General features: G+C 67.9%; 18 protein-coding genes and 1 tRNA gene. 8 read left to right on the forward strand and 11 right to left on the reverse strand.

What is annotated here, in order from left to right; all coding sequences use genetic code 11:
• Nucleotides 1-36: 36 nt before the first annotated feature.
• Both V7672_RS05390 and V7672_RS05395 read left to right on the forward strand, forming a co-directional pair.
• Complete coding sequence (locus tag V7672_RS05390; protein ID WP_335623572.1) at nt 37-525, forward strand: CinA family protein; 489 nt, start codon at nt 37-39, stop codon at nt 523-525.
• Nucleotides 522-767: a sulfurtransferase TusA family protein gene (locus V7672_RS05395; protein WP_335623573.1), complete on the forward strand. Its 246-nt coding sequence runs from the start codon at nt 522-524 to the stop codon at nt 765-767. The genes V7672_RS05390 and V7672_RS05395 overlap by 4 nt, the downstream gene beginning before the upstream one ends.
• Here V7672_RS05395 and V7672_RS05400 read toward each other — a convergent pair.
• Nucleotides 733-1,680 carry a YihY/virulence factor BrkB family protein gene (locus V7672_RS05400; RefSeq protein ID WP_335623574.1) on the reverse strand — a complete coding sequence of 316 codons (948 nt, stop codon included), beginning with the start codon at nt 1,678-1,680 and terminating at the stop codon, nt 733-735. The two genes, V7672_RS05395 and V7672_RS05400, sit on opposite strands and share 35 nt — an antisense overlap.
• A 173-nt stretch (nt 1,681-1,853) precedes the next feature.
• On the opposite strand from V7672_RS05400, the gene V7672_RS05405 reads away from it, so the two are divergent.
• Nucleotides 1,854-3,188 (forward strand): diguanylate cyclase domain-containing protein, encoded by a 1,335-nt coding sequence (locus V7672_RS05405; protein WP_335623575.1) that lies wholly within the window; start codon nt 1,854-1,856, stop codon nt 3,186-3,188.
• Between the two features lie 3 nt (nt 3,189-3,191).
• Here the strand turns inward: V7672_RS05405 and mfd are convergent, their stop codons facing one another.
• Nucleotides 3,192-6,629, reverse strand: coding sequence for a transcription-repair coupling factor (gene mfd, locus V7672_RS05410; protein ID WP_335623576.1), 3,438 nt, complete (start codon nt 6,627-6,629; stop codon nt 3,192-3,194).
• On the reverse strand, nt 6,629-6,937 hold the full coding sequence (locus V7672_RS05415; protein WP_335623577.1) for an FAD assembly factor SdhE: 309 nt from the start codon (nt 6,935-6,937) through the stop codon (nt 6,629-6,631). The genes mfd and V7672_RS05415 overlap by 1 nt, the downstream gene beginning before the upstream one ends.
• Before the next feature lie 95 nt (nt 6,938-7,032).
• On the opposite strand from V7672_RS05415, the gene recG reads away from it, so the two are divergent.
• Entirely contained in the window at nt 7,033-9,120 is a 2,088-nt protein-coding gene (gene recG / locus V7672_RS05420) for an ATP-dependent DNA helicase RecG (protein WP_335623578.1), read from the forward strand.
• Here recG and V7672_RS05425 read toward each other — a convergent pair.
• The 4 genes from V7672_RS05425 to kdsA are packed head-to-tail and all read right to left on the reverse strand — an operon-like array spanning nt 9,066 to nt 13,596.
• A complete protein-coding gene (locus tag V7672_RS05425) occupies nt 9,066-10,238 on the reverse strand; it encodes a DUF3089 domain-containing protein (RefSeq protein WP_335623579.1) in 1,173 nt (390 codons plus the stop codon). The genes recG and V7672_RS05425 overlap by 55 nt on opposite strands.
• The gene (gene rfaD, locus V7672_RS05430; RefSeq protein ID WP_335623580.1) at nt 10,235-11,224 is read right to left on the reverse strand and encodes an ADP-glyceromanno-heptose 6-epimerase; all 990 of its coding nucleotides are present in this window, start codon (nt 11,222-11,224) and stop codon (nt 10,235-10,237) included. Before rfaD ends, V7672_RS05425 begins: the two co-directional genes overlap by 4 nt.
• Before the next feature lie 8 nt (nt 11,225-11,232).
• A complete protein-coding gene (gene rfaE2 / locus V7672_RS05435) occupies nt 11,233-12,681 on the reverse strand; it encodes a D-glycero-beta-D-manno-heptose 1-phosphate adenylyltransferase (RefSeq protein ID WP_335623581.1) in 1,449 nt (482 codons plus the stop codon).
• A 48-nt stretch (nt 12,682-12,729) separates the two neighbouring features.
• Complete coding sequence (gene kdsA, locus V7672_RS05440) at nt 12,730-13,596, reverse strand: 3-deoxy-8-phosphooctulonate synthase (RefSeq protein ID WP_442888913.1); 867 nt, start codon at nt 13,594-13,596, stop codon at nt 12,730-12,732.
• 102 nt (nt 13,597-13,698) lie between these two features.
• Between kdsA and V7672_RS05445 the strand changes: the two genes are divergently transcribed.
• Genes V7672_RS05445 through sseA form a run of 3 tightly spaced genes read left to right on the forward strand, consistent with a single transcriptional unit; the run spans nt 13,699 to nt 17,233 of the window.
• Nucleotides 13,699-15,144, forward strand: a complete 1,446-nt coding sequence (locus tag V7672_RS05445; protein WP_335623582.1) for a cryptochrome/photolyase family protein — start codon at nt 13,699-13,701, stop codon at nt 15,142-15,144.
• Nucleotides 15,145-15,180: 36 nt separating this feature from the next.
• On the forward strand, nt 15,181-16,401 hold the full coding sequence (locus V7672_RS05450; protein ID WP_335623583.1) for a cyclopropane-fatty-acyl-phospholipid synthase family protein: 1,221 nt from the start codon (nt 15,181-15,183) through the stop codon (nt 16,399-16,401).
• Between the two features lie 4 nt (nt 16,402-16,405).
• Nucleotides 16,406-17,233 (forward strand): 3-mercaptopyruvate sulfurtransferase, encoded by an 828-nt coding sequence (gene sseA / locus V7672_RS05455; protein WP_335623584.1) that lies wholly within the window; start codon nt 16,406-16,408, stop codon nt 17,231-17,233.
• A gap of 4 nt (nt 17,234-17,237) precedes the next feature.
• On the opposite strand, the gene V7672_RS05460 is transcribed toward sseA, so the two are convergent.
• The 3 genes from V7672_RS05460 to V7672_RS05470 form a co-directional block, all read right to left on the reverse strand.
• Nucleotides 17,238-18,551 carry a dicarboxylate/amino acid:cation symporter gene (locus tag V7672_RS05460; RefSeq protein WP_335623585.1) on the reverse strand — a complete coding sequence of 438 codons (1,314 nt, stop codon included), beginning with the start codon at nt 18,549-18,551 and terminating at the stop codon, nt 17,238-17,240.
• 154 nt (nt 18,552-18,705) lie between these two features.
• Complete coding sequence (locus tag V7672_RS05465) at nt 18,706-19,998, reverse strand: dicarboxylate/amino acid:cation symporter (RefSeq protein ID WP_335623586.1); 1,293 nt, start codon at nt 19,996-19,998, stop codon at nt 18,706-18,708.
• A 96-nt stretch (nt 19,999-20,094) separates the two neighbouring features.
• Entirely contained in the window at nt 20,095-21,225 is a 1,131-nt protein-coding gene (locus V7672_RS05470) for an amino acid ABC transporter substrate-binding protein (protein ID WP_335623587.1), read from the reverse strand.
• Nucleotides 21,226-21,302: 77 nt separating this feature from the next.
• Here V7672_RS05470 and V7672_RS05475 point away from each other — a divergent pair, with 77 nt between their 5' ends.
• On the forward strand, nt 21,303-21,770 hold the full coding sequence (locus V7672_RS05475; protein ID WP_335623588.1) for a hypothetical protein: 468 nt from the start codon (nt 21,303-21,305) through the stop codon (nt 21,768-21,770).
• A gap of 31 nt (nt 21,771-21,801) precedes the next feature.
• On the opposite strand, the gene V7672_RS05480 is transcribed toward V7672_RS05475, so the two are convergent.
• Nucleotides 21,802-21,878 (reverse strand) — tRNA-Arg (locus V7672_RS05480).
• Nucleotides 21,879-21,880: the final 2 nt, after the last annotated feature.

Genomic DNA, 21,880 nt, shown 5'->3' on the forward strand with positions numbered 1-21,880 from the left:
CCCACCGTAAGGCTGACTCGCGAAGGCCGATAGCCCATGTTCGCTCCCGATCTGATCACCCTGGCCGAGACGGTCGTGGCGCGCGCGCAGGCGCGCCGGTGGATGCTGGCCACGGCCGAGAGCTGCACGGGCGGTCTGGTCGCGGCCCTGATCACCTCTGTGGCGGGATCCTCGGCGGTGCTGGAACAGGGGGCGGTCACCTATTCCAATGCGGCCAAGACGCGGATGCTGGATGTGCCGGTGGCGCTGATCGAGGCGTATGGCGCGGTGTCGCAGCCCGTGGCGGAAGCCATGGCGGCCGGAGCCCGGGCCCGGGCGGGCGTCGATCTGGCGGTCTCGATCACCGGCATCGCCGGGCCGGGTGGCGGGTCAACGGAGAAGCCCGTGGGGCTGGTCCATTTCGGACTTGCGACGGCCGACGGCGTGCGCCACCTGGAACGCCGCTTCGGCGAGGAGGACCGTCAGGCGATCCGGCTGGCGGCCACCGAACAGGCGCTGCAACTGCTGCTGGAAGGGCTGGCGTGAGCCCTGCCCCGGTCGTGGTGGATGCCCGCGGTCACCGGTGTCCGGTGCCGAGCCTGAGGCTGGCGCGCGCGCTGGAGACGGCGGGGCCGGGTGAGACGATCGTGCTGATGGCGACCGATCCGATGGCACGGATCGATGTGCCCCACCTGCTGGGCGACGGCCCCCACCGGCTGATCGGGATCGAGGACGCCGACGGCGTGCTGAGCCTTACCGTCGAGACTGGCGCCGCGCCGTCAGGCTGACGACCTTGGGGGTCTGCATCAGGGCCTCCTCAGCCTCGACGATCAGGGCCTCGTCGCGGGCGCGGGCGACCATCTCCATCTCCGTAGCGAAGGCCCCGCCGTAGAAGATGGCGTTGACGTTCCACGACAGCCAGATCAGCAGAACCACGACCGCGCCGACCGAGCCATAGGTCGCGCCCAGAACAGCGATCTGCTCGACATAGATGGCGCACAGCCAGGAGGAGATCATCGACAGGACGGTGGCCATCACGCCGCCCGTCAGCGCCGGGCGCCAGGCGACCCGGGACTTGTGCGACATGGCATAGCGGTAAAGCAGGGTCAGGCCGAACGACAGCCCGACTGCGGGCAGCAGCACGTCCAGCGGCATATAGCCGCCGCCACTCTCGACCGTGCCGGCCGCGTCGGCGTGGGACATCAGCCGGGCCGTGACGACGGCACCGGACACCACGGTGAACAGGCCGAATGCGAACAGGGCGACGAAGAAGGCCAGCAGGTTGAACTTCAGGAAGCCATGCGGCTCGGCCTCGTCATGAATGAGGTTAAGGCCGGCCAGCAAGGCCTTGAATCCCCTGTGCGCGGCATAGGCACCAATGATCAGGGCGAAGGCGCTCTGGGTCGAGACGGTGCGGGCCGAGGCATTGGTCAGGCGGCCGATCTCTTCCAGGAAGATGCTGCGCGCGGCGGCCGGCATGACGTCGGCGAGCGCCGTGGCCTGGGCGCTGACTTCGCTGATCGACAGGCCGACCTTGTAGAGACCGATCAGGATGGCGATCGCGGGGAACACCGCCAGCAGGGCAAAGAAGGACACCCCGCCCGTATAGAGCATGACGTCGCGGCCCCAGCTGCGGGCAAACGCGCGCCCGGACAGCTTCAGCCAGAAGCCGATCCGGCCCCGGAGAGAGTCAAAGGTCAAAATCATCCTCGCCACAACCCGGCGCGAAACTAGACTTTTTTGTGACTTTGCAAACCCTCTTGCGTGAAGCGGGTATGGAACCGGTTGCGGGGGCGCCGGGCGGCTGTCTATGGTCCCGCACCATCGGGCTGGGCTCCGGATCAGTGATTCCGGGCTGAAAGGGGCGAATCGTCTTGGATTTCGATCCGCGTATTCTGGTCGTTACCGGCGATGAGGCTGAGGGCGAGGCCCTGTGCCGACAGCTTGATTCCGAAGGGTGGACCACGATCAGCGCCACCTCGCACGAGGCCGGGGCGATTGTGCTGGAGGATTTCCCGATCGAGGCCGCGATTCTGGTGGCCGGTGAAGCCGACGCCGATGTGGCGCCGGTGGCCGCGCGGCTGAAGGGTCTGGCCTCGCCGCGATACCTGCCGGTCATCGCGCTGATGGGACGCGCGCCGACGCCCGAGGAATCGACGACCGTCGACCTGGCCATGACCGCCCCGGCCCATCCGGTGCAGCTGCGCATCCGGCTGGAGCAACTGGTCCGGGCAGCCCTGGCCGAGGAAGAGCTGAACCTGCGGATCGACACCTTCCGCCAGCAGGGCCAGGCCATCGATCTGCCGCTGAGCGATCTGACGCCCGTGCGGGTGCTGGCGGCGGGCAAGCCGGATCGCCGGTTCCTGGCGCTTTCGAACGCCCTGGCCGAGGATGGCGCGGAGGTAGTGGCCGCCCCGACGCCCTACACCGCCTTTGATTATCTGCACGAAAGCCCGTTCGACGCGGCCGTCCTGTGGGGGGCCGAGGACCATGCCCCGGCCCTGTCGATTGCGTCGGGCATGAAAAGAAATACAAGGCTCTATCACATTCCGGTGATGCTTTACCTAAACGACGGGGCGCAGATGGATGCCTCGGATCTGTTCGGGCGCGGCTTTGCGGATGTCGCCGCCGCGGACACGGATGAGCGGGAGACGGCCCGGCGGCTGATGGCCATGGCGCGCTTTCACCGGCGCCAGACCGGGGTGCGGCGCGCATTGGAATCCGTTCGGGGCTCAGGCCTGACCGACCCGGACACCGGCCTGTTCACCCGCGATCTGTTCGCCCAGCATCTGGGACGGGTCAGCGAGGCGTCGCGTGAGCGGCGGCGGCCCCTGTCGCTATGCGTGCTGAAGGTGACCATGACCGAGCCGGTCGAGGAGGCCCGCCGCGACGGCTGGCTGGCCCGCGCCCTGCCCCAGATCGGCACCATGGTCTCGCGCCTGATCCGCACCGAGGATACGGCCGCGCGCCTGTCCAGCGAGGTCTTCGCCCTGGCCCTGCCCGGCACGACCGAGGCCCAGGCCCGGATCGCCGCCCAGCGGATCGTGGCCGTGATCGGCTGTACCGCGTTTGAGGCAGGCCCCGGGCGCTCGCCCTTCGTGGTCGACTTTGAGCTTGGCGTGGCCGAGCAGCAGGCCGGGGAGGCCCCCGCGCGGACGCTGGAACGGGCCTCTTCGACCCTGGCGACCGATACCCGCGTCGCGAGCTGAGGCCTAGCTGTCGAGCGACGCCACGGTAGCGAGTGAATCGGTGATCCGCTCCGCGGCCTTGAGGCGCTCTTCCGGGTTCGCCCATTCGCCCATGACGACGATCTTCTGATCCGGGCGCAGTTTCCACACGCCCGCATTCTTCTGGATCAGGCCGACCAGCCCCAAGGGGTTGGGGAAGGCGTTGTTGCGCAGGGTCAGGACCGCGCCCTTGGGGCCCATGTCGATGCGTTCGATCTGGGCCTTTCGGCAGGACGACTTGATGCCGACGATGCGCAGCAGCTGACGGGCTTCGTCCGGCAGCGGCCCGAACCGGTCAATCAGTTCGGCGGCCAGGGCCTCGCGGTCCTCGCCCCGCTCGGCGTCCGACAGACGGCGATACAGGCTGAGACGCAGGTTCAGGTCTGGGACGTAAGACTCGGGAATCAGGACCGCAGCGCCGACATTGATGGTCGGGGACCAGTCCCGGTCGCGCAGATCGCCGCCCTGCTCGCGCATCTCGGCCACGGCGTCTTCCAGCATCTGCTGATACAGTTCGACACCGACCTCGCGGATGTGGCCCGACTGTTCGTCGCCCAGCAGATTGCCCCCGCCCCGCTGGTCGAGGTCGTGGCTGGCCAGCTGGAAGCCGGCGCCCAGATTGTCGAGCGACTGCAGCACCTGCAGCCGCCGTTCGGCCGAGAGGCTGAGCGGGCGTTTGGGATCGGTTGTCAGATAGGCAAAGGCGCGCGCCTTGGACCGGCCGATCCGGCCCCGGATCTGGTGCAGCTGCGCCAGGCCGAACATGTCGGCGCGGTGCACGATCAGGGTGTTGGCGGTTGGAATGTCCAGCCCGCTCTCGACGATGGTGGTCGACAGCAGGACGTCATATTCGCCCTCATAGAAGGCGCTCATCACCGCTTCCAGCTGGGTCGGTGACATCTGGCCGTGGCCGACAACGGCCTTCACCTCGGGCACCTGTTCGCGCAGGAACTGTTCGATGTCGGGCAGGTCGGCGAGGCGCGGGGCGACGTAATAGGCCTGACCGCCGCGGTATTTCTCGCGCAGCAGGGCCTCGCGCACCATGACGGGGTCCCAGGGCGCGACATAGGTGCGGACCGCCAGACGGTCGACCGGCGGGGTGGCAATGATCGACATTTCGCGGATGCCCGACAGGGCCATCTGCAGGGTGCGCGGGATGGGCGTGGCGGTCAGGGTCAGCAGGTGGACATCGGCGCGCAGGCTCTTGAGCTTCTCCTTGTGCTTGACGCCGAAATGCTGCTCCTCATCGACGATCACGAGGCCGAGGTCCTTGAAGCCGACCTGTTCGGAAAGGACGGCATGGGTGCCGACCACGATCTCGAAACTGCCGTCCTTGAGGCCCGCGCGGGTCTCGTTGGCATCCTTGGCCGTGACCATACGCGACAGGTGACGGACGGTGATCGGCCAGCCGGCGAACCGCTCGCTGAAGGTCTTGAAGTGCTGACGCGCCAGAAGCGTGGTCGGACAGACGATGGCCACCTGCTGGCCGGTCATGGCGACGACGAAGGCGGCCCGAAGCGCCACCTCGGTCTTGCCGAAGCCGACGTCGCCGCAGATCAGCCGGTCCATGGGCGTGCCCTTGGCCAGATCCGACAGGACATCGCCGATGGCGTTCAACTGGTCGTCCGTCTCCTCATAGGGGAAGCGGGCGCAGAATTCGTCGAACAGTCCCTGCGGCGGGACGATGACGTCGCTTTCGCGCAGGGCCCGTTTGGCGGCGAGCGCGATCAGGCCCTCGGCCATTTCGCGCAGGCGGACCTTTGCCTTGGCCTTGCGCCCCTGCCAGCCCGCACCGCCCAACCGGTCCAGCTGCACCCCGTCGCCCTCTGCGCCGTAGCGGGTCAGCAGGTCGATGTTCTCGACCGGCAGATACAGTTTGGAGTCGCCCGCATAGGCCAGCTCCAGACAGTCGTGGGGGGCCTCCTGGATGTCGAGGGTGCGCAGCCCCTCATAGCGGCCTATGCCGTGGTCGAGGTGGACCACAAGATCGCCGGTGGTCAGGGCCGAGGCCTCGGCGAGGAAGTTGGAGGCGCGGCGCTTCTTGCGGGGGCGCGCCAGCCGGTCGCCGAGGATGTCGGTCTCGGTGATGACGACCAGATCGTCGGTCTCGAAGCCGGTTTCGACCGGCAGGACCGCGCGCAGGTAGAGGGTGTCGGTCGCGGCCTGCACATCGGCCCAGTCGCGGACCGGCACGACCGGCTCCAGCCCGTGATCGGCCAGCATCGAGGCCAGACGCTCGGACGAGCCCTCGCTCCAGGAGGCAAACAGCACCTTGCGGCCGTCGGCACGCCGGGCCTTGGCATAGGCCGCGACGGCCTCGAACAGATTGACACTGTCCTGGGCGCGCTCGGCGGCGAACGACCGGCCCAGACGGCCGCCGGCATCCTCGCCCGGCCCCGAGAGCGGGCTGAGCTGGATGACGGGACGCGAGGCGAGCGCGCGGGTCCAGTCCTCGGGCGACAGATAGAGGGCCTCGGGCGGCAAGGCGCGGCCGCTCTGGACGCTGCGACCGGGAGCAGCCTGGGCGGCCTCGCGCCGGGCCTCGAAGGCATCGACGGTCAGCTCCCAGCGCTCGGACCGGGCCTTGTCGGCCTGGCTGTCCAGCCAGACCGTGGCGTCGGCGGGCAGATAGTCGAACAGGGTCTCGAGGTGCGGGTAGAGCAGCGGCAGCCAATGCTCCAGTCCCTGCCGGCGCGCGCCCTCGCTGACGGCGGCATACAGGGGGTCATCGCCCGCCGTGCCGAAGCGGTTGAGATAGCCGGTGCGAAAGCGCGAGATGGCTTCGGGATTCAGCAGGGCCTCGGACACCGGGGCCAGTTGCACGGCCGCCCTCTGGCCGGTCGAGCGCTGGGTGGCCGGGTCGAAGGTGCGGATCGATTCCAGCTCCTGGCCGAACATGTCGAGGCGCACAGGCTCGTCAAAGCCCGGCGGGAAGACGTCGATCACCCCGCCCCGCACGGCATATTCGCCGCGCTCGGACACGGTGGAGGCGCGGACATAGCCGTTGGTGGCGAAATAGGTCTCGAGCGCGGCGGTATCGAGCTCGCGTCCGACGTGGGTCTCGAAGCCCGCGCTGGCGGTGATCTCACGCGGCGGGGTGCGCTGCAGGGCGGCACCCACCGTGGCCACGATCAGCAGGGGTGTGTCGGGGGCCTTGCCGCCAGCCAGACGACTGAGCGTCGCCATCCGTTGGGCCGAAACCGACGACGAGGGGCTGAGCCGGTCATAGGGCAGACAGTCCCAGGCCGGATAGGAGACGACCTCAATGCCCTCGGCGAAGAAGCCGACGGCGTCGATGAACTGGGCGGCGCGCGAGGCGTCACGGGCGATGAACAGGGCGGTACCGCCCGCGGCCAACCGTTCGGAGACGCGCAGGGCGTCCAGACCCTCGGGCGCGCCGCTCAGCGTGATGGGATCCGCCATTATCCGATGCCCCGCGCCACCTCGGACGAGACGGACTCGGTCACGAACCGGCGGATGCGGTCCATCAGCGGGCCTTCCCATTCGGGCGGGGTGGGCGTCGAGCCCTTGATCCAGCCGTAGAGGGTGTGGTCGTCCTCATCCAGCAGGGCCTCGAACAGGGCGAGGTCGGCTTCGTCCAGGTGCGGCGCGACCTGTTCCGAGAACGGCCCGAGAATCATGTCGGCCTCGCGAAAGCCCCGACGCCAGGCGCGGAAGCGGATGCGGTTCAGCCGGGTGGTCATTTCGGCACGTGCGATGTCTTCGGCCACAAGAAGTCTTGCCCGGTCAAAAGGAATGGAGCCGTGTCAGATAGCGGTCGCGGGTCCATTTCGCCACCCGTCCTGTCCGGCTATCGTGACGCATCATGCGGCCCGAGATTCTGTTTCCCCTGTTCGTCGCGGTCGAAAGCCTGAAGGGCGTCGGCCCGCGCATGGCCCCGGCTGTGCACCGGCTGGCCGGGCCGCTGGTGCGCGACCTGATGTTTCTGGCCCCCACCGGCCTGATCCGGCGACGCGAAATGACCGTACAGACGGCGGTCGCGGGCGAGATCGGCATCTTTGACCTGATCATCGGCGGGCTGACCAAGCCGGGGCGGCCGGGCCTGCCGTTCAAGCTGCGGGCCCATGACGAGACCGGCTTTCTGACCCTCGTCTGGTTCGGCGGGTCGGAGGCCTGGATCCGCAAGCAATGTCCCGACGGCGAGCGGCGGATCGTCAGCGGCAAGGTCGAGACATTCAATGACCTGGTCCAGATCGCTCACCCGGATTATGTGCTCTCTGTCGACAAGCGGGACGAGATCGTGCCGGTCGAGCCGGTCTATCCGGCCACCCAGGGGATCACCTCGCGGCAGGTGCGCAAACTGGTGATGACGGCGATGGAGTCGCTGCCGGACCTGGCCGAATGGCAGGACGCGGCCTGGCTGGCCAAACAGAACTGGCCGTCATGGCCGGATGCGATGAAGGCCCTGCACGCGCCCGAGAGCGAGAGCGATCTGGACCCGCAGGCCCCGGCCCGGGCCCGGCTGGCGTTCGACGAACTGCTGGCGCATCAGTTGGCGCTGGCCCGGCGGCGGCGGAACCGGCAGGCGGTGCGGGCCCCCCGGCTGGCCCCCGGCGCGGCGGCCGAACGGTTGCTGACCGCCCTGCCCTTCACCCTGACCGGGGCCCAGCAGCGGGCGGTCGCGGACATCCGCCGGGATCTGACCCAGGGGGAGCAGATGGCGCGGCTGCTGCAAGGCGATGTCGGCTCGGGCAAGACGGCAGTGGCGGCGCTGGTGCTGGCGGATGCCATCGACAGCGGCTTTCAGGCGGCCCTGATGGCGCCCACGGACATTCTGGCAGGCCAGCACCATGAGCGTCTGGCCCCCCTGTTTGCCGAGGCCGGCGTGGCCTGCGCCCTGCTGACCGGTCGCGATCCGGCCAGTGTGCGGCGGCCGGTGCTGGAAGGGCTGGCGAGCGGTCGCCTGCCGCTGGTGATCGGCACCCACGCCCTGTTCCAGGACAGTGTGCAGTTCCATCGGCTGGGACTGGCGGTCATCGACGAGCAGCACCGATTCGGGGTCCGCGAGCGCCAGCGGCTGCTGGACAAGGGCGGGGCGGATGGCGCTGTGCACCTGCTGACCATGTCGGCCACCCCCATCCCCCGGACGCTGGAACTGACGCAATATGGCGAGCTGGATGTGTCGCGGCTGGATGAGAAGCCGCCCGGGCGTCGCCCGATCAAGACGGCCGTTTTGCCGCTGGACCGGCTGAAGGAGGTCGCGGTCCGTCTGAAGGCGGCGATCGAGGGCGGGGCGCAGGCCTACTGGATCTGTCCGCTGATCGAGGAGTCCGAGCACATCGACCTGGCCGCCGCCGAGGACCGGGCGCGCGATCTGGGCAAGCTGATGGGGCGGCCGGTGGGGCTGGTGCACGGGCGGATGCCCGGGCCCGAGCGCGAGACGGTCATGCAGTCCTTTCTGGACGGGCATGTGCCCTTGCTGGTGGCGACGACCGTGGTCGAGGTGGGCGTGGATGTGCCGAACGCCACCCTGATGGTGATTGAACATGCCGAACGCTTCGGCCTGGCGCAGCTGCACCAGCTGCGCGGGCGGATCGGCCGGTCGGACAAGCCCAGCGCTTGCACCCTGCTGTACGGCCAGTCAGAGACCGGGCTGGGCAAGACGGCGGTCGAGCGGCTGGATATCCTGCGCCGGACCGAGGACGGGTTCGAGATCGCCGAGGCGGACTTCCGTATTCGCGGCGGCGGGGATCCGCTGGGACTGAAGCAGAGCGGCTTTCCGGCCTATCGCTTCGCCGATCCCATGGCGCATGCGGGGCTGATCCGGGCAGCGGCGGACGATGCGCGGCTGATCCTGGGGCGCGACCCGGGTCTGACGTCAGACCGTGGACGCGCGGTTCAGGTGCTGGAGGCGCTGTTCGACTGGCGCTCGGGACGACCGTCCGGCGACTGATCGGCCAGCGTATCCGGCGCGTAGCGGGCGGTCCAGACGGCCAGGCGCTCCTGAACATCGTGTTCAATATCGCTATAGAACAGATTGTACGGACGCGATTTTCTGCGATCCGACCAGCTGCCGGTTTCGCGGAAGGATTCCATCTCCGGCTGGGTGTGACGCAGCAGGCCATCCTTGCAGGCCGTGGCGACCGAGCGGGCGATCAGGGCCGGGCGTGCGCCCCATTCCAGTCCGGTGGCATTGGTGGCGCCCAGATGCACCCGGGCCGGAACCTCGACCGCATCCGTCGAACCGGTGACCGGGTTGACGCAGAGGGCCGCCCGGTCGCCCAGATCCACCAGACGCCCGCGTCCATCCCAGACGAGGGCGCGACGAAGCCGGCGGCGGGCGGCGCCGTCGTTGTCGTCGGTGACCGGGGAGTAGGCCACGAGACAGGCCGTCTGGTCGCGTGTGCTGCAGGGCGGCAGGGACGGCGTGGCCGGGTCGACGGCAAGGATGGTGTCGATGGCATAGACGGCAACGATCCGGCGGCGCAGGGCGGGGTCGCCGATGATCCGCTCGCGCACCAGCCGGTCGGCCAGCTCGCCGCCCTGCTCTACCCCGGCGATCACGATCGGGCCGGTCGGGTGGCGGGCCAGGAAGACCTCGAACGCCGCCTCGATGTCCCGCCAGGCAAAGGCGCGGGCTTCGCGCGCATCATCACGCAGGGTCAGGCGGGTGTAGAGGCTGCCCTGACGATAGCGGGGAATGCTGAGCCGGCCGGAACGGGCAAAGGGCCCGGCGTAGTTCGGGATGACCACACGGAACAGATAGGCATCGGCATCGGGGTCGCCGATCGGGCCGTTCCATTCCTCACCGCCGTCGTAGGTGGTCGAGTGGATGAAGAAGACGGCCGCAGGGCCCGAGCCCCTGATCCCCGCGTCCTGCATGGCCCAGGCCGAGGTCTCCTGATAGTCCGGGGCCGGGGGCGGATCATAGGTCTGGAACGGCACCTCGGGGTCCATGCCGGCCTGCAGGATGTCTCCGCGCCAGACGGCTGCCGCGGCAACGATCAGAAACACCAGGGCAAAGCCGGCATAGCCGATCAGGGTCCTGAGACTGGCCGCCCGGGACTTCATCGATACGGGTCTTCTGTCGCCAGATACGACTGGACGTAGCGGCGCACGCCCTCTTCCAGCGGTGTCGACTGGCCGTCGAAGCCCAGAGCACGGACCCGGTCCATGCGCGCCTGGGTGAAGTACTGATAGCGGTCGCGGATCACCTCGGGCATGTCGATATAGGTGATTTGCGGCTCCTTGCCGGCAGCAGCGAACGTCGCGCGGGCCAGATCGGCAAACGACCGGGCCTGTCCAGAGCCGGCGTTGAAGATGCCCGAGACCTGCGGCTTGCCCAGCAGCCAGTCGATCACATCGACCACATCATCGACGTGGACGAAGTCGCGCAGCTGACCGCCGTCCGTGAAATTCGGATGATGCGATCGGAACAGCTGGACAGGCTCGCCCGCCTGGACCTTGGGCCAGATCTGGGCCACGACCGACTTCATCCCGCCCTTGTGATACTCGTTCGGGCCATAGACGTTGAAGAATTTCAGGCCCGCCCACTGATTGGGCGCACGACCGCGTTCCGCCTGCTGCCGGGCATAGAGGTCGAACAGATATTTCGAATAGCCATAGGCATTTAGCGGACGAAGCTTTTGCAGCGAAGCAAAGTCGTCCTCATCGTCAAAGCCCTCGTGACCGTCGCCATAGGTGGCCGCGGACGAGGCATAGACAAGTTGCACATCGTGCCCGCAGCACCAGTCCCACAGGTCCCGCGAAAGGGCGAAATTGGTCCGGAGGATCAGGTCGGCGTCCGGCTCGGTCGTCGAGGAGATGGCGCCCATGTGGATGACCGCCTCGATGCGGTCGGCGTTGGCTTCCAGCTTTTCGAACATCTGCTCCGGCCACCAGAAGTCGGCGACCGGATGTTTGGCCAGATTCTTCCACTTGCCGAGGTCGGCCCCTTCAAGACGGTCACAGACGACCACATCGTGACGATCCGCGGCACACAGCCGGGCGACGATGTTGGAGCCGATGAAGCCGGCGCCGCCGGTGACCACGATCATGCCGCGCGTCATTGGCCCTCGCCCTTTGCCAGTTTCTGAATGGTCGCCGTGGTCGAGTGACCGGGCGAGAATTCCGCCAGCCGGACCTCGCCGCCCCAGGATTCGACCTCGGCCGCGCCGACGACGGTGTCACGGGTATAGTCCGCGCCCTTGATCAGCACATCGGGGCGCAGGGCCTTGATCAGGTCCAGCGGGGTTTCCGTATCGAAGGACGTCACCCGATCCACGCTGGCCAGGCCCCCGATGACTGCCGCCCGGCTGTCCAGATCGTTGACGGGCCGGCCGTCGCCCTTCAGGCGGCGCACCGAGGCGTCGGTATTGAGGGCCACCACCAGCCGGTCGCACCAGGCGCGGGCCTGGGCCAGATAGGCGACATGGCCGCGGTGCAGGATGTCGAAACAGCCGTTGGTGAAGCCGACCTTGAGCCCCGCCGCCTTCCACAGTTCGACCTGATCGACCAGGGTCTCGACCGGCACGATCCGGCCGTGGTCGATGTCCATGGCGCCCGTGAGCTCGGCCTCGAGCAGTTCGGCGGGCGTGACGGTGGCGGTGCCGCTTTTGCCGACGACCACGCCGGACGCCAGAATGGCAAAGGCGGCTGCATCCGGCAGGTCATGCCCGGCAGCCAGGGCGAGGCCGAGCGCCGCCAGGCCCGTGTCGCCGGCACCCGACACATCGAACACCTCACGGGCCCGCGCGGGGATGTGCTGAACCGCCCCGCCGCGCCGCAGCAGCGACATGCCCTTGCCGGCGCGGGTCACCACCACAGCCCTGGCCGTCGTCTGGTCCAGCAGGGCCGAAAGCGCGCGTTCGACCTCGGCATCGCTGTCGGTCGGCAGACCGGTGGCCCCGGCCAGTTCGGCGGCATTGGGCTTGATCAGGTCGACGGCGCCATAGCGGGCGAAGTCGCGGCCCTTGGGGTCGACGATCACCGGCACGCCGGACTTGCCGGCATGGGCGAGAACTGCGGCGACCAGGGCGTCGCTGACCACGCCCTTGGCATAGTCGGAGATCAGGATGGCGTCGGCGCCGTCGAACACCCCTTCGCCGCGATAGTCGGTGGCGAGGGCCTCTTCCTCGTCGAGGCGGAGCAGTTGTTGGCCTGCGGCGACATAGCGGGTCTTGACCACGGTGCGGGCGGCATCGGTGTAGTGGACCGCATCGGTCAGGCCCGGCTCGGCCGCCAGAAGCTCCGCCAGCGCCCGTCCCTCGGGGTCCTGTCCTGCGACCGAGCCCAGGGTGACGCGGGTGCCCAGCGAGGCCAGGTTGCGGGCGACATTGCCCACGCCGCCCGGCATGGACACCGAACGGTGGGTGCGCAGCACGGGCACGGGGGCCTCGGGCGAGATCCGGCTGACCTCGCCATAGACGAACCGGTCCAGCATCAGGTCACCGACGCAGGCGAGGGTCAGGGACGGCGCCCGGGCGAGCAGGCTTTGAAGACCGGCGAGGTTCATGCGTTGGAGCTATCCCAGAGGGCCGGGCACGTCCAGTCGTGGGCCGGTTCAGGCCGCGCGCTTGATACCCTGGGCGATGACCAGATCGTCAAAGGCGATCAGCTGACCGGCCAGCGCCTCGAATTGGTCGAGCGGCACCATGTTCGGGCCGTCGGACGGCGCGTTGTCCGGGTCCTGGTGGGTTTCCATGAAGACCGCATCCACGCCGACCGAGACGGCGGCCCGGCCCAGCACCGGCACGAACTCACGCTGGCCGCCCGAGGAGGTGCCCTGCCCGCCCGGCTGCTGGACGCTGTGGGTGGCGTCGAACACCACCGGACAGCCGATCTCGCGCAGCGTCGGCAGCGCCCGCATGTCCGAGACCAGGGTGTTGTAGCCGAAGCTGGCGCCGCGCTCGCAGGCCATGACGTTCGGATTGCCGGCGCCGGTGACCTTGGCAATGACATTCTTCATGTCCCAGGGGGCGAGGAACTGGCCCTTCTTGATGTTGATCACCTTGCCGGTGGCGGCTGCCGCCAGCAGCAGGTCGGTCTGGCGGCACAGGAAGGCCGGGATCTGGATGACGTCGACGGCCTGGGCGGCCTCGGTGCACTGGGCCTCGGAGTGCACGTCGGTCAGGACCGGCAGGCCGACGCTCTCGCGAATCTCGGCAAAGATGGGCAGGGAGTCGGCCAGGCCCAGGCCCCGGGCGGCGTTGGCCGAGGTTCGGTTGGCCTTGTCAAAGCTGGTCTTGTAGATGATGCCGACGTCAAGACGCTCGCCGATCTCCTTCAACGCATTGGCCATTTCCAGCGCGTGCTGGCGGCTTTCCAGCTGGCAGGGGCCGGCGATGAAGACGATGCGGCGACCGCCGCCGATGGTGACCGGACGCTTGAGACCTTCGGAGACTTCAATGACGGCGTTGGGACGGCTCACGATATTCACTTTCGACAGGATGGGAGCCCGAGGCTCAAATCAGACAGGACGTCATATGGGGCGGATGATTTTGGATAACAGGTTTTCTGTCGGGATGCGCGCATGAGCGGGTCCGACACGCCTGTGATCCTGTGGTTCCGGCGGGACCTGCGGCTGGCCGACAACCCCGCCCTGACCGAGGCGGTGGCGAGCGGCCGGCCGGTCGTACCCCTGTATGTTCTGGATGAGGCGGCGGACGGACGCCCGCTGGGTGGGGCCTCGAAATGGTGGCTGGAGCGCTCGCTGCAAGCGTTGGCCGAGGCGCTGGACAAGATCGGGGCGCCTCTGGTCCTGCGGCGAGGACCGGCCGAGGCGGTGCTGCGCGAGCTGATCGACCAGACGGGTGCGGATGCCGTGTTCATGAACCGCCGGTTCGAGCCCGCCGCCTTTGCCGCCGATGCCGACATCGCCCATGCGCTGAAGGACGAGGGCGTCGAGTGCCGGGGCTTCAACGGATCGCTGATGGCCCGGCCGGGATCGGTGCTGACCCAGGCCGAGAAGCCGTACAAGGTCTTCACCCCCTTCTATCGCGCGCTGATGGAGGCGATCGAGCCGCCGCCCGCGCGACCGGCCCCGGCGCGGATCAAGGGCGTGGAGGGTGTCATGTCCGACAAGCTGGCGGACTGGAGCCTGTATGAAGCGCGCCCCGACTGGGCGGCCCGGTTCGATGCAAGGGCCCCGGGCGAGGCGGCGGCGTTGAAGCGACTGGCAGACTTTATCCGACGGGATCTGGCGAACTATGGGGTGATGCGGGACAGGCCCGGCAAGCCCGGCACCAGCCGGCTGTCGGCGGCCCTGCACTGGGGCGAGATCAGCCCTTGGCGCGTGGTTCTGGATGTGCGCGCCGCGGTCGAGGCCGGCACTGTGACCGACCAACAGGCCGAGGCCTTTGTCCGCGAGATCGGCTGGCGCGAGTTCTCGGCGCATCTGCTGCATCAGTTCCCGACCCTGCCGGACCGGAATTTCCAGCCGAAGTTCGACGACTTCCCCTGGCGCTCGGACGCGGCCGGGCTGAAGGCGTGGCAGATAGGCCAGACCGGATATCCCATGGTCGATGCGGGCATGCGCGAGTTGTGGGCCACCGGCTGGATGCACAACCGGGTGCGCATGGTGGTCGCGTCCTTCCTGGTAAAACACCTGCGGATCGACTGGCGTGAGGGCGAATCCTGGTTCTGGGACACGCTGATCGATGCCGATCTGGCCAGTAATTCGCAGAATTGGCAGTGGGTCGCGGGATCCGGAGCCGATGCCGCCCCGTATTTCCGTATCTTCAACCCGGTGTCGCAGGGCACCAAGTTCGATGCGGATGGTAAGTATGTTCGACGCTGGGTGCCGGAGCTCAAGAAGCTTCCCGATCGCTGGTTGCACAACCCGTGGGAGGCCCCGGCCGAAGTCCGCGCCGATGCCGGCGTTCAGTTGGGCAAGACCTACCCCCGCCCGCTCGTCGATCACGCGGAGGCGCGCGATGCTGCGCTGGCGGCCTTCAAGAGTCTGGGCAATGAGGCGTAGAATGCCGGTCCTCGCACTTTCCTGTGGAGGTCTGTGATGACGGCGACCACCCTGAGCGACATTCAGGCCCCGGCGCATGCGCCGCGCGGTTTCGGCCTGTTCCTGCGGCTTCTGGCGGCCAACTGGACCTGGGGCCGACTGACGCTGAAGCTGCCCGACGGCGCCATGCACGAGCTGGTCGGCAAGGTTCAGGGCCGCAGCGCCGTTCTGGAAATCCGCGACTACAATGTCGCCCGCCGGGTGCTGGCCAATGGCGATATCGGCTTTGCCGAGGGCTATATGGCCGACGAATGGGACAGCCCCGATCTGGCGGTCCTGCTGGAGGTTCTGGTCGAGAACTACGACCACATCCACCGGCTGTTCAACGGCTCCCTGCCGATGAAGGTGATCAACTGGATCAGCCACCGGCTGCGGCGCAACAGCCGCCGGGGCGCGCGCAAGAACATCCATGCCCACTATGACCTGGGCAATGAATTCTATGCGTCGTGGCTGGACGAGACCATGACCTATTCCTCGGCCCGCTATGCAGCCAAGGACGAGGCGCTGGCGGTGGCCCAGGCGCGCAAATACGAGAGCCTGGCGCGGCGCATGGACCTGAAGGCCGGCCAGTCGGTGCTGGAGATCGGCTGTGGCTGGGGCGGATTCGCCGAATATGCCGCGCGCGAGGTCGGAGCGAAGGTCACGGCCATCACCATTTCACAGGAACAGTACGACTTTGCCCGCCAGCGCATGCAGCGCGCCGGGCTGGGCGAGCAGGTCAGCATCCAGCTGGTCGACTATCGCGATGTGACCGGCCAGTTCGACCGGGTCGCCTCGATCGAGATGTTCGAGGCCGTGGGACAGGAATACTGGCCCACCTATTTCGGCAAGATCGCCGAGGTGCTGGCGCCGGGCGGCCGGGCGGCCCTGCAAATCATCACCATCCAGGACGCCCTGTTCGAGGAATATGCGATCCGCACCGACTTCATCCAGAAATACATCTTCCCGGGCGGGATGCTGCCCAGCGAGGCGCGGCTGAAGCCGGTCATCGAGGCGGCGGGCCTGAGCTGGCAATCCGTCGAGCGGTTCGGTCAGGACTATGCCGACACCCTGGCCGCCTGGGATCGCCGGTTCCAGTCCAGCTGGAGCGACATCCAGCGCGTTCAGGGCTTTGACGAGCGGTTCCGGCGCATGTGGCGGTTCTATCTGGGCTATTGCGAAGCCGGCTTCCGGTCGGGCCGGACGGATGTGATCCAGCTGGCGATCGGCAAGGACTGATCCGATGTCGCCGCTCATCGACGCCGACGACCTTATGGCCTTGATGCGCGAGCAGACCGTTCGGATCGTGGATGCCGGATGGCGACTGGACGGCACCGATACGCTGGCCCTGTTCCGGGAGGCGCACATCCCCGGCGCGGTCTTCTTCGACCTGGAGGCGGTGTCAGACCCGACCTCGCCCCTGCCCCACACCCTGCCGGACGCGGCGCATTTCGGGCGGGCCATGGGGGCGCTGGGGCTGTCTGAAGGGGACCGTATCGTGGTCTATGAGACAGGGCCGATGTTCTCGGCGCCGCGCGCCTGGTGGATGCTGAAGGTCTTTGGAGCCGCGCAGGTCCAGGTGCTGAATGGCGGCCTGGACGCGTGGAAACAGGCCGGGGGCGAGATCGAAAGCGGGGATGCCCAGCCCCTGCCCGCCCGCTTTGACGCCCGACTGGACCGGACCGCGCTGGCCGACATCGAAGCGGTGCGGCGGGCGCTGACCAAGGGCACTGTGCCTGTGCTGGATGCGCGGGGTGCCCTCAGGTTCCGGGGCGAGAGCGCCGAGCCGCGCCCCGGCGTACGGTCCGGCCATATGCCCGGGGCGAGCAACCTGCCCTATGCGGCGCTGGTCGATGAGGCGGGACGTCTGCGGGGTCCGGCCGATCTTGCGACCCTGTTCGACACGATCGGGCTGGACGACGCGGCTGTGCCGATCACCACCTGTGGCTCCGGCGTGACCGCCGCCATTCTGGTGCTGGCCCTGACCGTGCTGGGTCGGTCGGCGCGGCTCTATGACGGGAGCTGGGCTGAATGGGGGAGCCGCAGCGACACCCCCATCCACACCGGCTGACGCTTCAGGAGGTCGGTGGCGCGACGGGCTCCGGGCCCGCGACCGAGGCCGGGATGTCCTTCTCCCCACGCGAGACCACGGTGGCGGCCACCAGATCGCCGGTGACGTTCAGCGTGGTGCGGCACATGTCGAGAAAGCGATCGACGCCGAGGATCAGGCCGATACCCTCGGCCGGCACACCCACCATGACCAGAATCAGCGCCACCACCGGCAGGGAGCCTGCGGGCACACCGGCCGTGCCGATACCGCCAAGGATACAGACCAGCATCACCACCAGCTGCTGCTGAAGGTTCAGGTCGACCCCGAAGAACTGGGCCAGGAACAGCACCGTCACCCCTTCGAACAGGGCGGTGCCGTTCTGGTTGGCCGTGGCGCCGACCGTCAGCACGAAGCGCGAGATGCGCTTCGGAAGCTTCAGCTGTTCCTCTGCGGCCTTGATGGCGATCGGCAGGGTGGCGTTGGAGGAGGCCGTGGAGAAGGCCACCACGAAGGGCTCGCGAACGCCGCGGGCGAACTTCAGCGGGTTCATGCCGCCGAAGATCAGGACCAGTAGCGGATAGACGATGAACATGTGGATCGCCATGGCGCCGACGGCGACGCCCGCATAGGCCCCCAGCCGGACCAGCAGGTCCCAGCCGAACACAGCGGCCAGGTTGAACATCAGGGCGGCGATGGCGATGGGCGCCAGTTTGATGACGGCATTGATCAGCTTCATCATCACTTCGAGCAGGCCCTGCAGGGTCTCCTGCAGCTGGTCGGTGGCCCTGGACTTGGCCATGACCATGCCGATGCCGAAGATCAGGGCGAACACCATGACCGGCAGGATCTGGTTGTCGGCGGCGGCCGTGATGACGTTCGACGGGATCATGTCGAGGAAGAACTGACCCGCCTCGATGCTCTGCGGCGCATTGCCGACGATGGCGGCGGCGCCATCGGCCCCGTCTTCCAGCAACTGGGCCGCGAGGCCCGGGTCCACGCCCGCGCCCGGCTGGAAGTAGTTGACCATGCCGAGGCCGATCCCGACCGCGATGGCCGAGACCATGATGGTGAAGAACAACGTCTTGAAGCCGACGCGGCCCAGCGACTTCAGATCGCCCATCTCGGCCACGCCGACGGCGAGCGCCGAGAACAGCAACGGAATCACCAGCATGAACAGCAGGCGCAGGAAGATCTGACCGACCGACTGGATCAGCTCCATGACCCACGGAATGACCACCAGATCATTCAGATTGACGTACAGGCCGCCGCCAAGGCCCGCGGCAAAGCCGAGCAGCATCCACAGATAGAGCGGCACGCCGCCACGTTTGGTCTTTTCCACAGGTCCCCCCGGCCGCGGCCGATCTCTCTAAACGTCGGCGAGCCTCGACCAGGTCGCGCGCCCCAACGCCATATTGTGCGCCAGCGCCGCAGCCTTCGTCGAGGGGAGATTTTCACCCGGTCACCAGGCCCCCCTGCCGCCGTCGCATCGCCCCCTATTTGATCGGCGGCGCCTTGTAGGCCTCGGTGTCGATTTCCTTCTCCCAGCGCCCGACGATGGTCGCCACTGCCAGGTCGCTGATGACATTGGCCACGGTGCGGGTCATGTCGAGGATGCGGTCGAACGGCAGGATGAAGCCGACCATGAGGGCCGTCTGGGCGGGGCTGACCCCGATGACCTGCAGCACCGCCGCCAGCATGAACAGCGAGGCCGACGGCACCGGCGCCGTGCCGATGGACACCAGCACCGTCGTCAGGGCGATCAGCGCATAGTCGGCCATCGACAGGTCAATGCCGAAGGCCTGGGCCGCGAACGAGGCCAGCAGGGCGATGTAGAGCGCCGTGCCGTCCATCGAAATGGTCACGCCCAGCGGCAGGACGGTCGAGAACACCGGCTTTTTGATGCCCAGATTGGCCTCGGCCACCGCCATCGACACCGGCAGGGTCGCCGAGGACGACGAGGTCGAAAAGGCCACCAGCCCGGCGTCGGTCACACCGCGGAAGAAGGGCAGCGCCGGCAGGCGCGCCAGCAGCTTGATCAGCCCGCCGTGCACGATCAGCACCTGCAGGATACAGCCGGTGATCACACAGAAGGCCAGCAGGGCGACATTGACGAAGGTCGCCGGACCGGTGGTGCCCATCACCCAGGCGATCAGGGCGAAGACGCCGAAGGGGGCGATCTCCATGACGAAATTGACGACCCTCAGCATCGCCTCCGCCCCCGCGTGGAAGGCGCTGGCCAGCGGCTCGCCCTTGGCCCCGGCCGTCAGCAGGCCCGCGCCAAAGATCAGGGCGAAGAAGATCACCGACAGCACCTGGCCCTCGGCCAGGGCGGCGATCGGATTGGTCGGGACGATGGATTCCAGCAGGCCGGCGAACGGCTGGGCCGCCTCCAGCTCGCGTGGCACGGCGCCGGCAAAGTCCACGCCCAGTCCGGGCTGGACCAGGGCGCCGAGGATCAGGCCGATGACGATCGCGAACGCTGTCGTCAGAATGTAGAGGAAGATGGTCTTCAGCCCCAGCGAGCCCAGGCGTTTGGGGTCCTGCAGGCTGAGCACGCCCGAGACGATGGTGGCGAACACCAGCGGGATGACGATCATCTGGATCAGGCGCACGAACAGGTCGCCGATCCATTTGATCTGCACGGCCCCCTCGCCCCAGAAGAAGCCCACAACGCCGCCCAGCACCAGGGCAACCAGGATCCGTTTCCACAGCTTGATGCCGAACCAGTAGCGGTAGAGGGGCCCGCGTTCGCGTTCTCCGGCGTCAGTGTGGCTGTCGTCAGTCATGGACTTCCCGTATCGATACGCTCGGGCTGTGTCCCGGCACTGGCTGCACACGTTATCGACTGAGGCACCGGATCGCCAGTGCAGTCCGGAACCGGTCTACCGGATCGGCAGGCCGTAGATCAGACCGCCCGGCGTTGCGTTCCACTGCGCATTCAGACCGCGGGCAAGGTCCAGGGCCGAATCCGACCCCAGATTGCGCCCGAAAATCTCACCATAGTTGCCGACCGCCGAAATCGCCTGAAAGGCCCAGCGGTCCGACAGGCCCAACCGCGTGCCGAACTCCCCCTCGACGCCCAGCAGACGGCGGACGCGCGGATCGCGAGCCTGTTCGGCCTGATCGGCGACGGTATCGCGGGTGACGCCATATTCCTCGGCGAGGATCAGGGCGTTGAGCGTCCAGCGAACCACCCGCGTCCAGTGCGGATCATCGCGGCGGACGATCGGACCCAGCGGTTCCTTGGAGATCACATCGGGCAGGATGGCGTGCTGTTCCGGGTTGGCCAGGGTGGTGCGCGCCGCCGCCAGCGCCGAGACATCGGCGGTGAAGGCGTCGCACCGTTCGTCGGCATAGGCGCGGCGGGCCTGTTCCTCGGTGGCCACCACGACCGGCTCATACTCCAGGCCGCGCAGGCGGAAATAGTCGGCCAGATTGAGCTGCGAGGTCGACTCGGCCTGAACGCAGATGCGCGCCCCGTTCAGCTCGGTGGCGCTGCCCAGATTGAGCGCGCGGCGGACCATGAACCCCTGGCCGTCATAGTAGTTGGTGCCGGCGAAGGAGACATCCTCGGTGACGTCCCGGTCCATGGTCCAGCTGGTGTTGCGCCACACCACATCGACCCGGCCTTCGCGCAGGGCCTCGAACCGTTGGGCCGTCGTCAGGGGCACAAACCGCACCGCGTCCGGATTGTTGAAAATGGCGGCCGCCATGGCCCGGCAGAAGTCGACGTCAAAACCGCGCCACTGGCCCCGGTTGTCCGTATAGGCAAAGCCGACCAGACCCTCGTGCACGCCGCAGTTCAGACGCCCCCGCCGGCGCACGGCGGCCAGGGTCGGACCGATGGTGCCGGGTGCCGTCGCCTCGACCGGCGGCAGACCCGCCAGATCGTCATCCGGGGTGGCGGCCTTCCTGTCATCATCGCCCCCGCAGGCCGTGAGGACGAGCGCCGCCGCGAGAGCGGTTCCGGCGGCAAAGAGGCGGTGAAGGCGTGACGGCATAGGGATCGTCATGATCCGTCTTATAGACGGCATCCGCTCCGGCTTCGCAACCGCCCGGGCGAGGAAAGGCGGGACTCAGGCGGCCCGCATTGCGCGGCCTCGATGGCAGTGCGATCCTCGGCCTCATGAAGGCAGCCGCTACGACAGCAGTAATCTGCGCGATCATGATTGCCGGCTCGATCTCGGCCTGCTCGCCCCCTCGAAAGCCTGTGACGCTCGATATCGATCTCGGCGAGGGTTCAGCGGGACGCTGCGTGGTCATCTATGAGCTCCAGCAGCGCGCGCGATTTGGCATGGCGACATACTGGCCGGTGCACATCGAAGAGTCCGGGGACTCCGGTGTCTTGCAGGTGTCGAAGTCCCTCTGCCCGGACCTGATCATCGAAGCGCCGGGCGGACCCTCCGAAGCCCTCACACATGATGGCGGACGAGCAACGGTCGATTTGACCGACGCCGAGGGGGGTGGACGTTGCGATGCAGCGGAGCGGCTCCGGGACCGCGAGGACCTTGAGGCGCAAATCGCCGATGCACAAACAGCAAGATGTGCTGGATGGTGATCGGGTGGTTGACGTCCTGCTGCTGAAACCGTGGCGCGCCCTGCAGGATTCGAACCTGCGACCGTCCGCTTAGAAGGCGGGTGCTCTATCCAGCTGAGCTAAGGGCGCCC

Source organism: Brevundimonas sp., from assembly GCF_036963785.1.
Taxonomy (GTDB): domain Bacteria; phylum Pseudomonadota; class Alphaproteobacteria; order Caulobacterales; family Caulobacteraceae; genus Brevundimonas.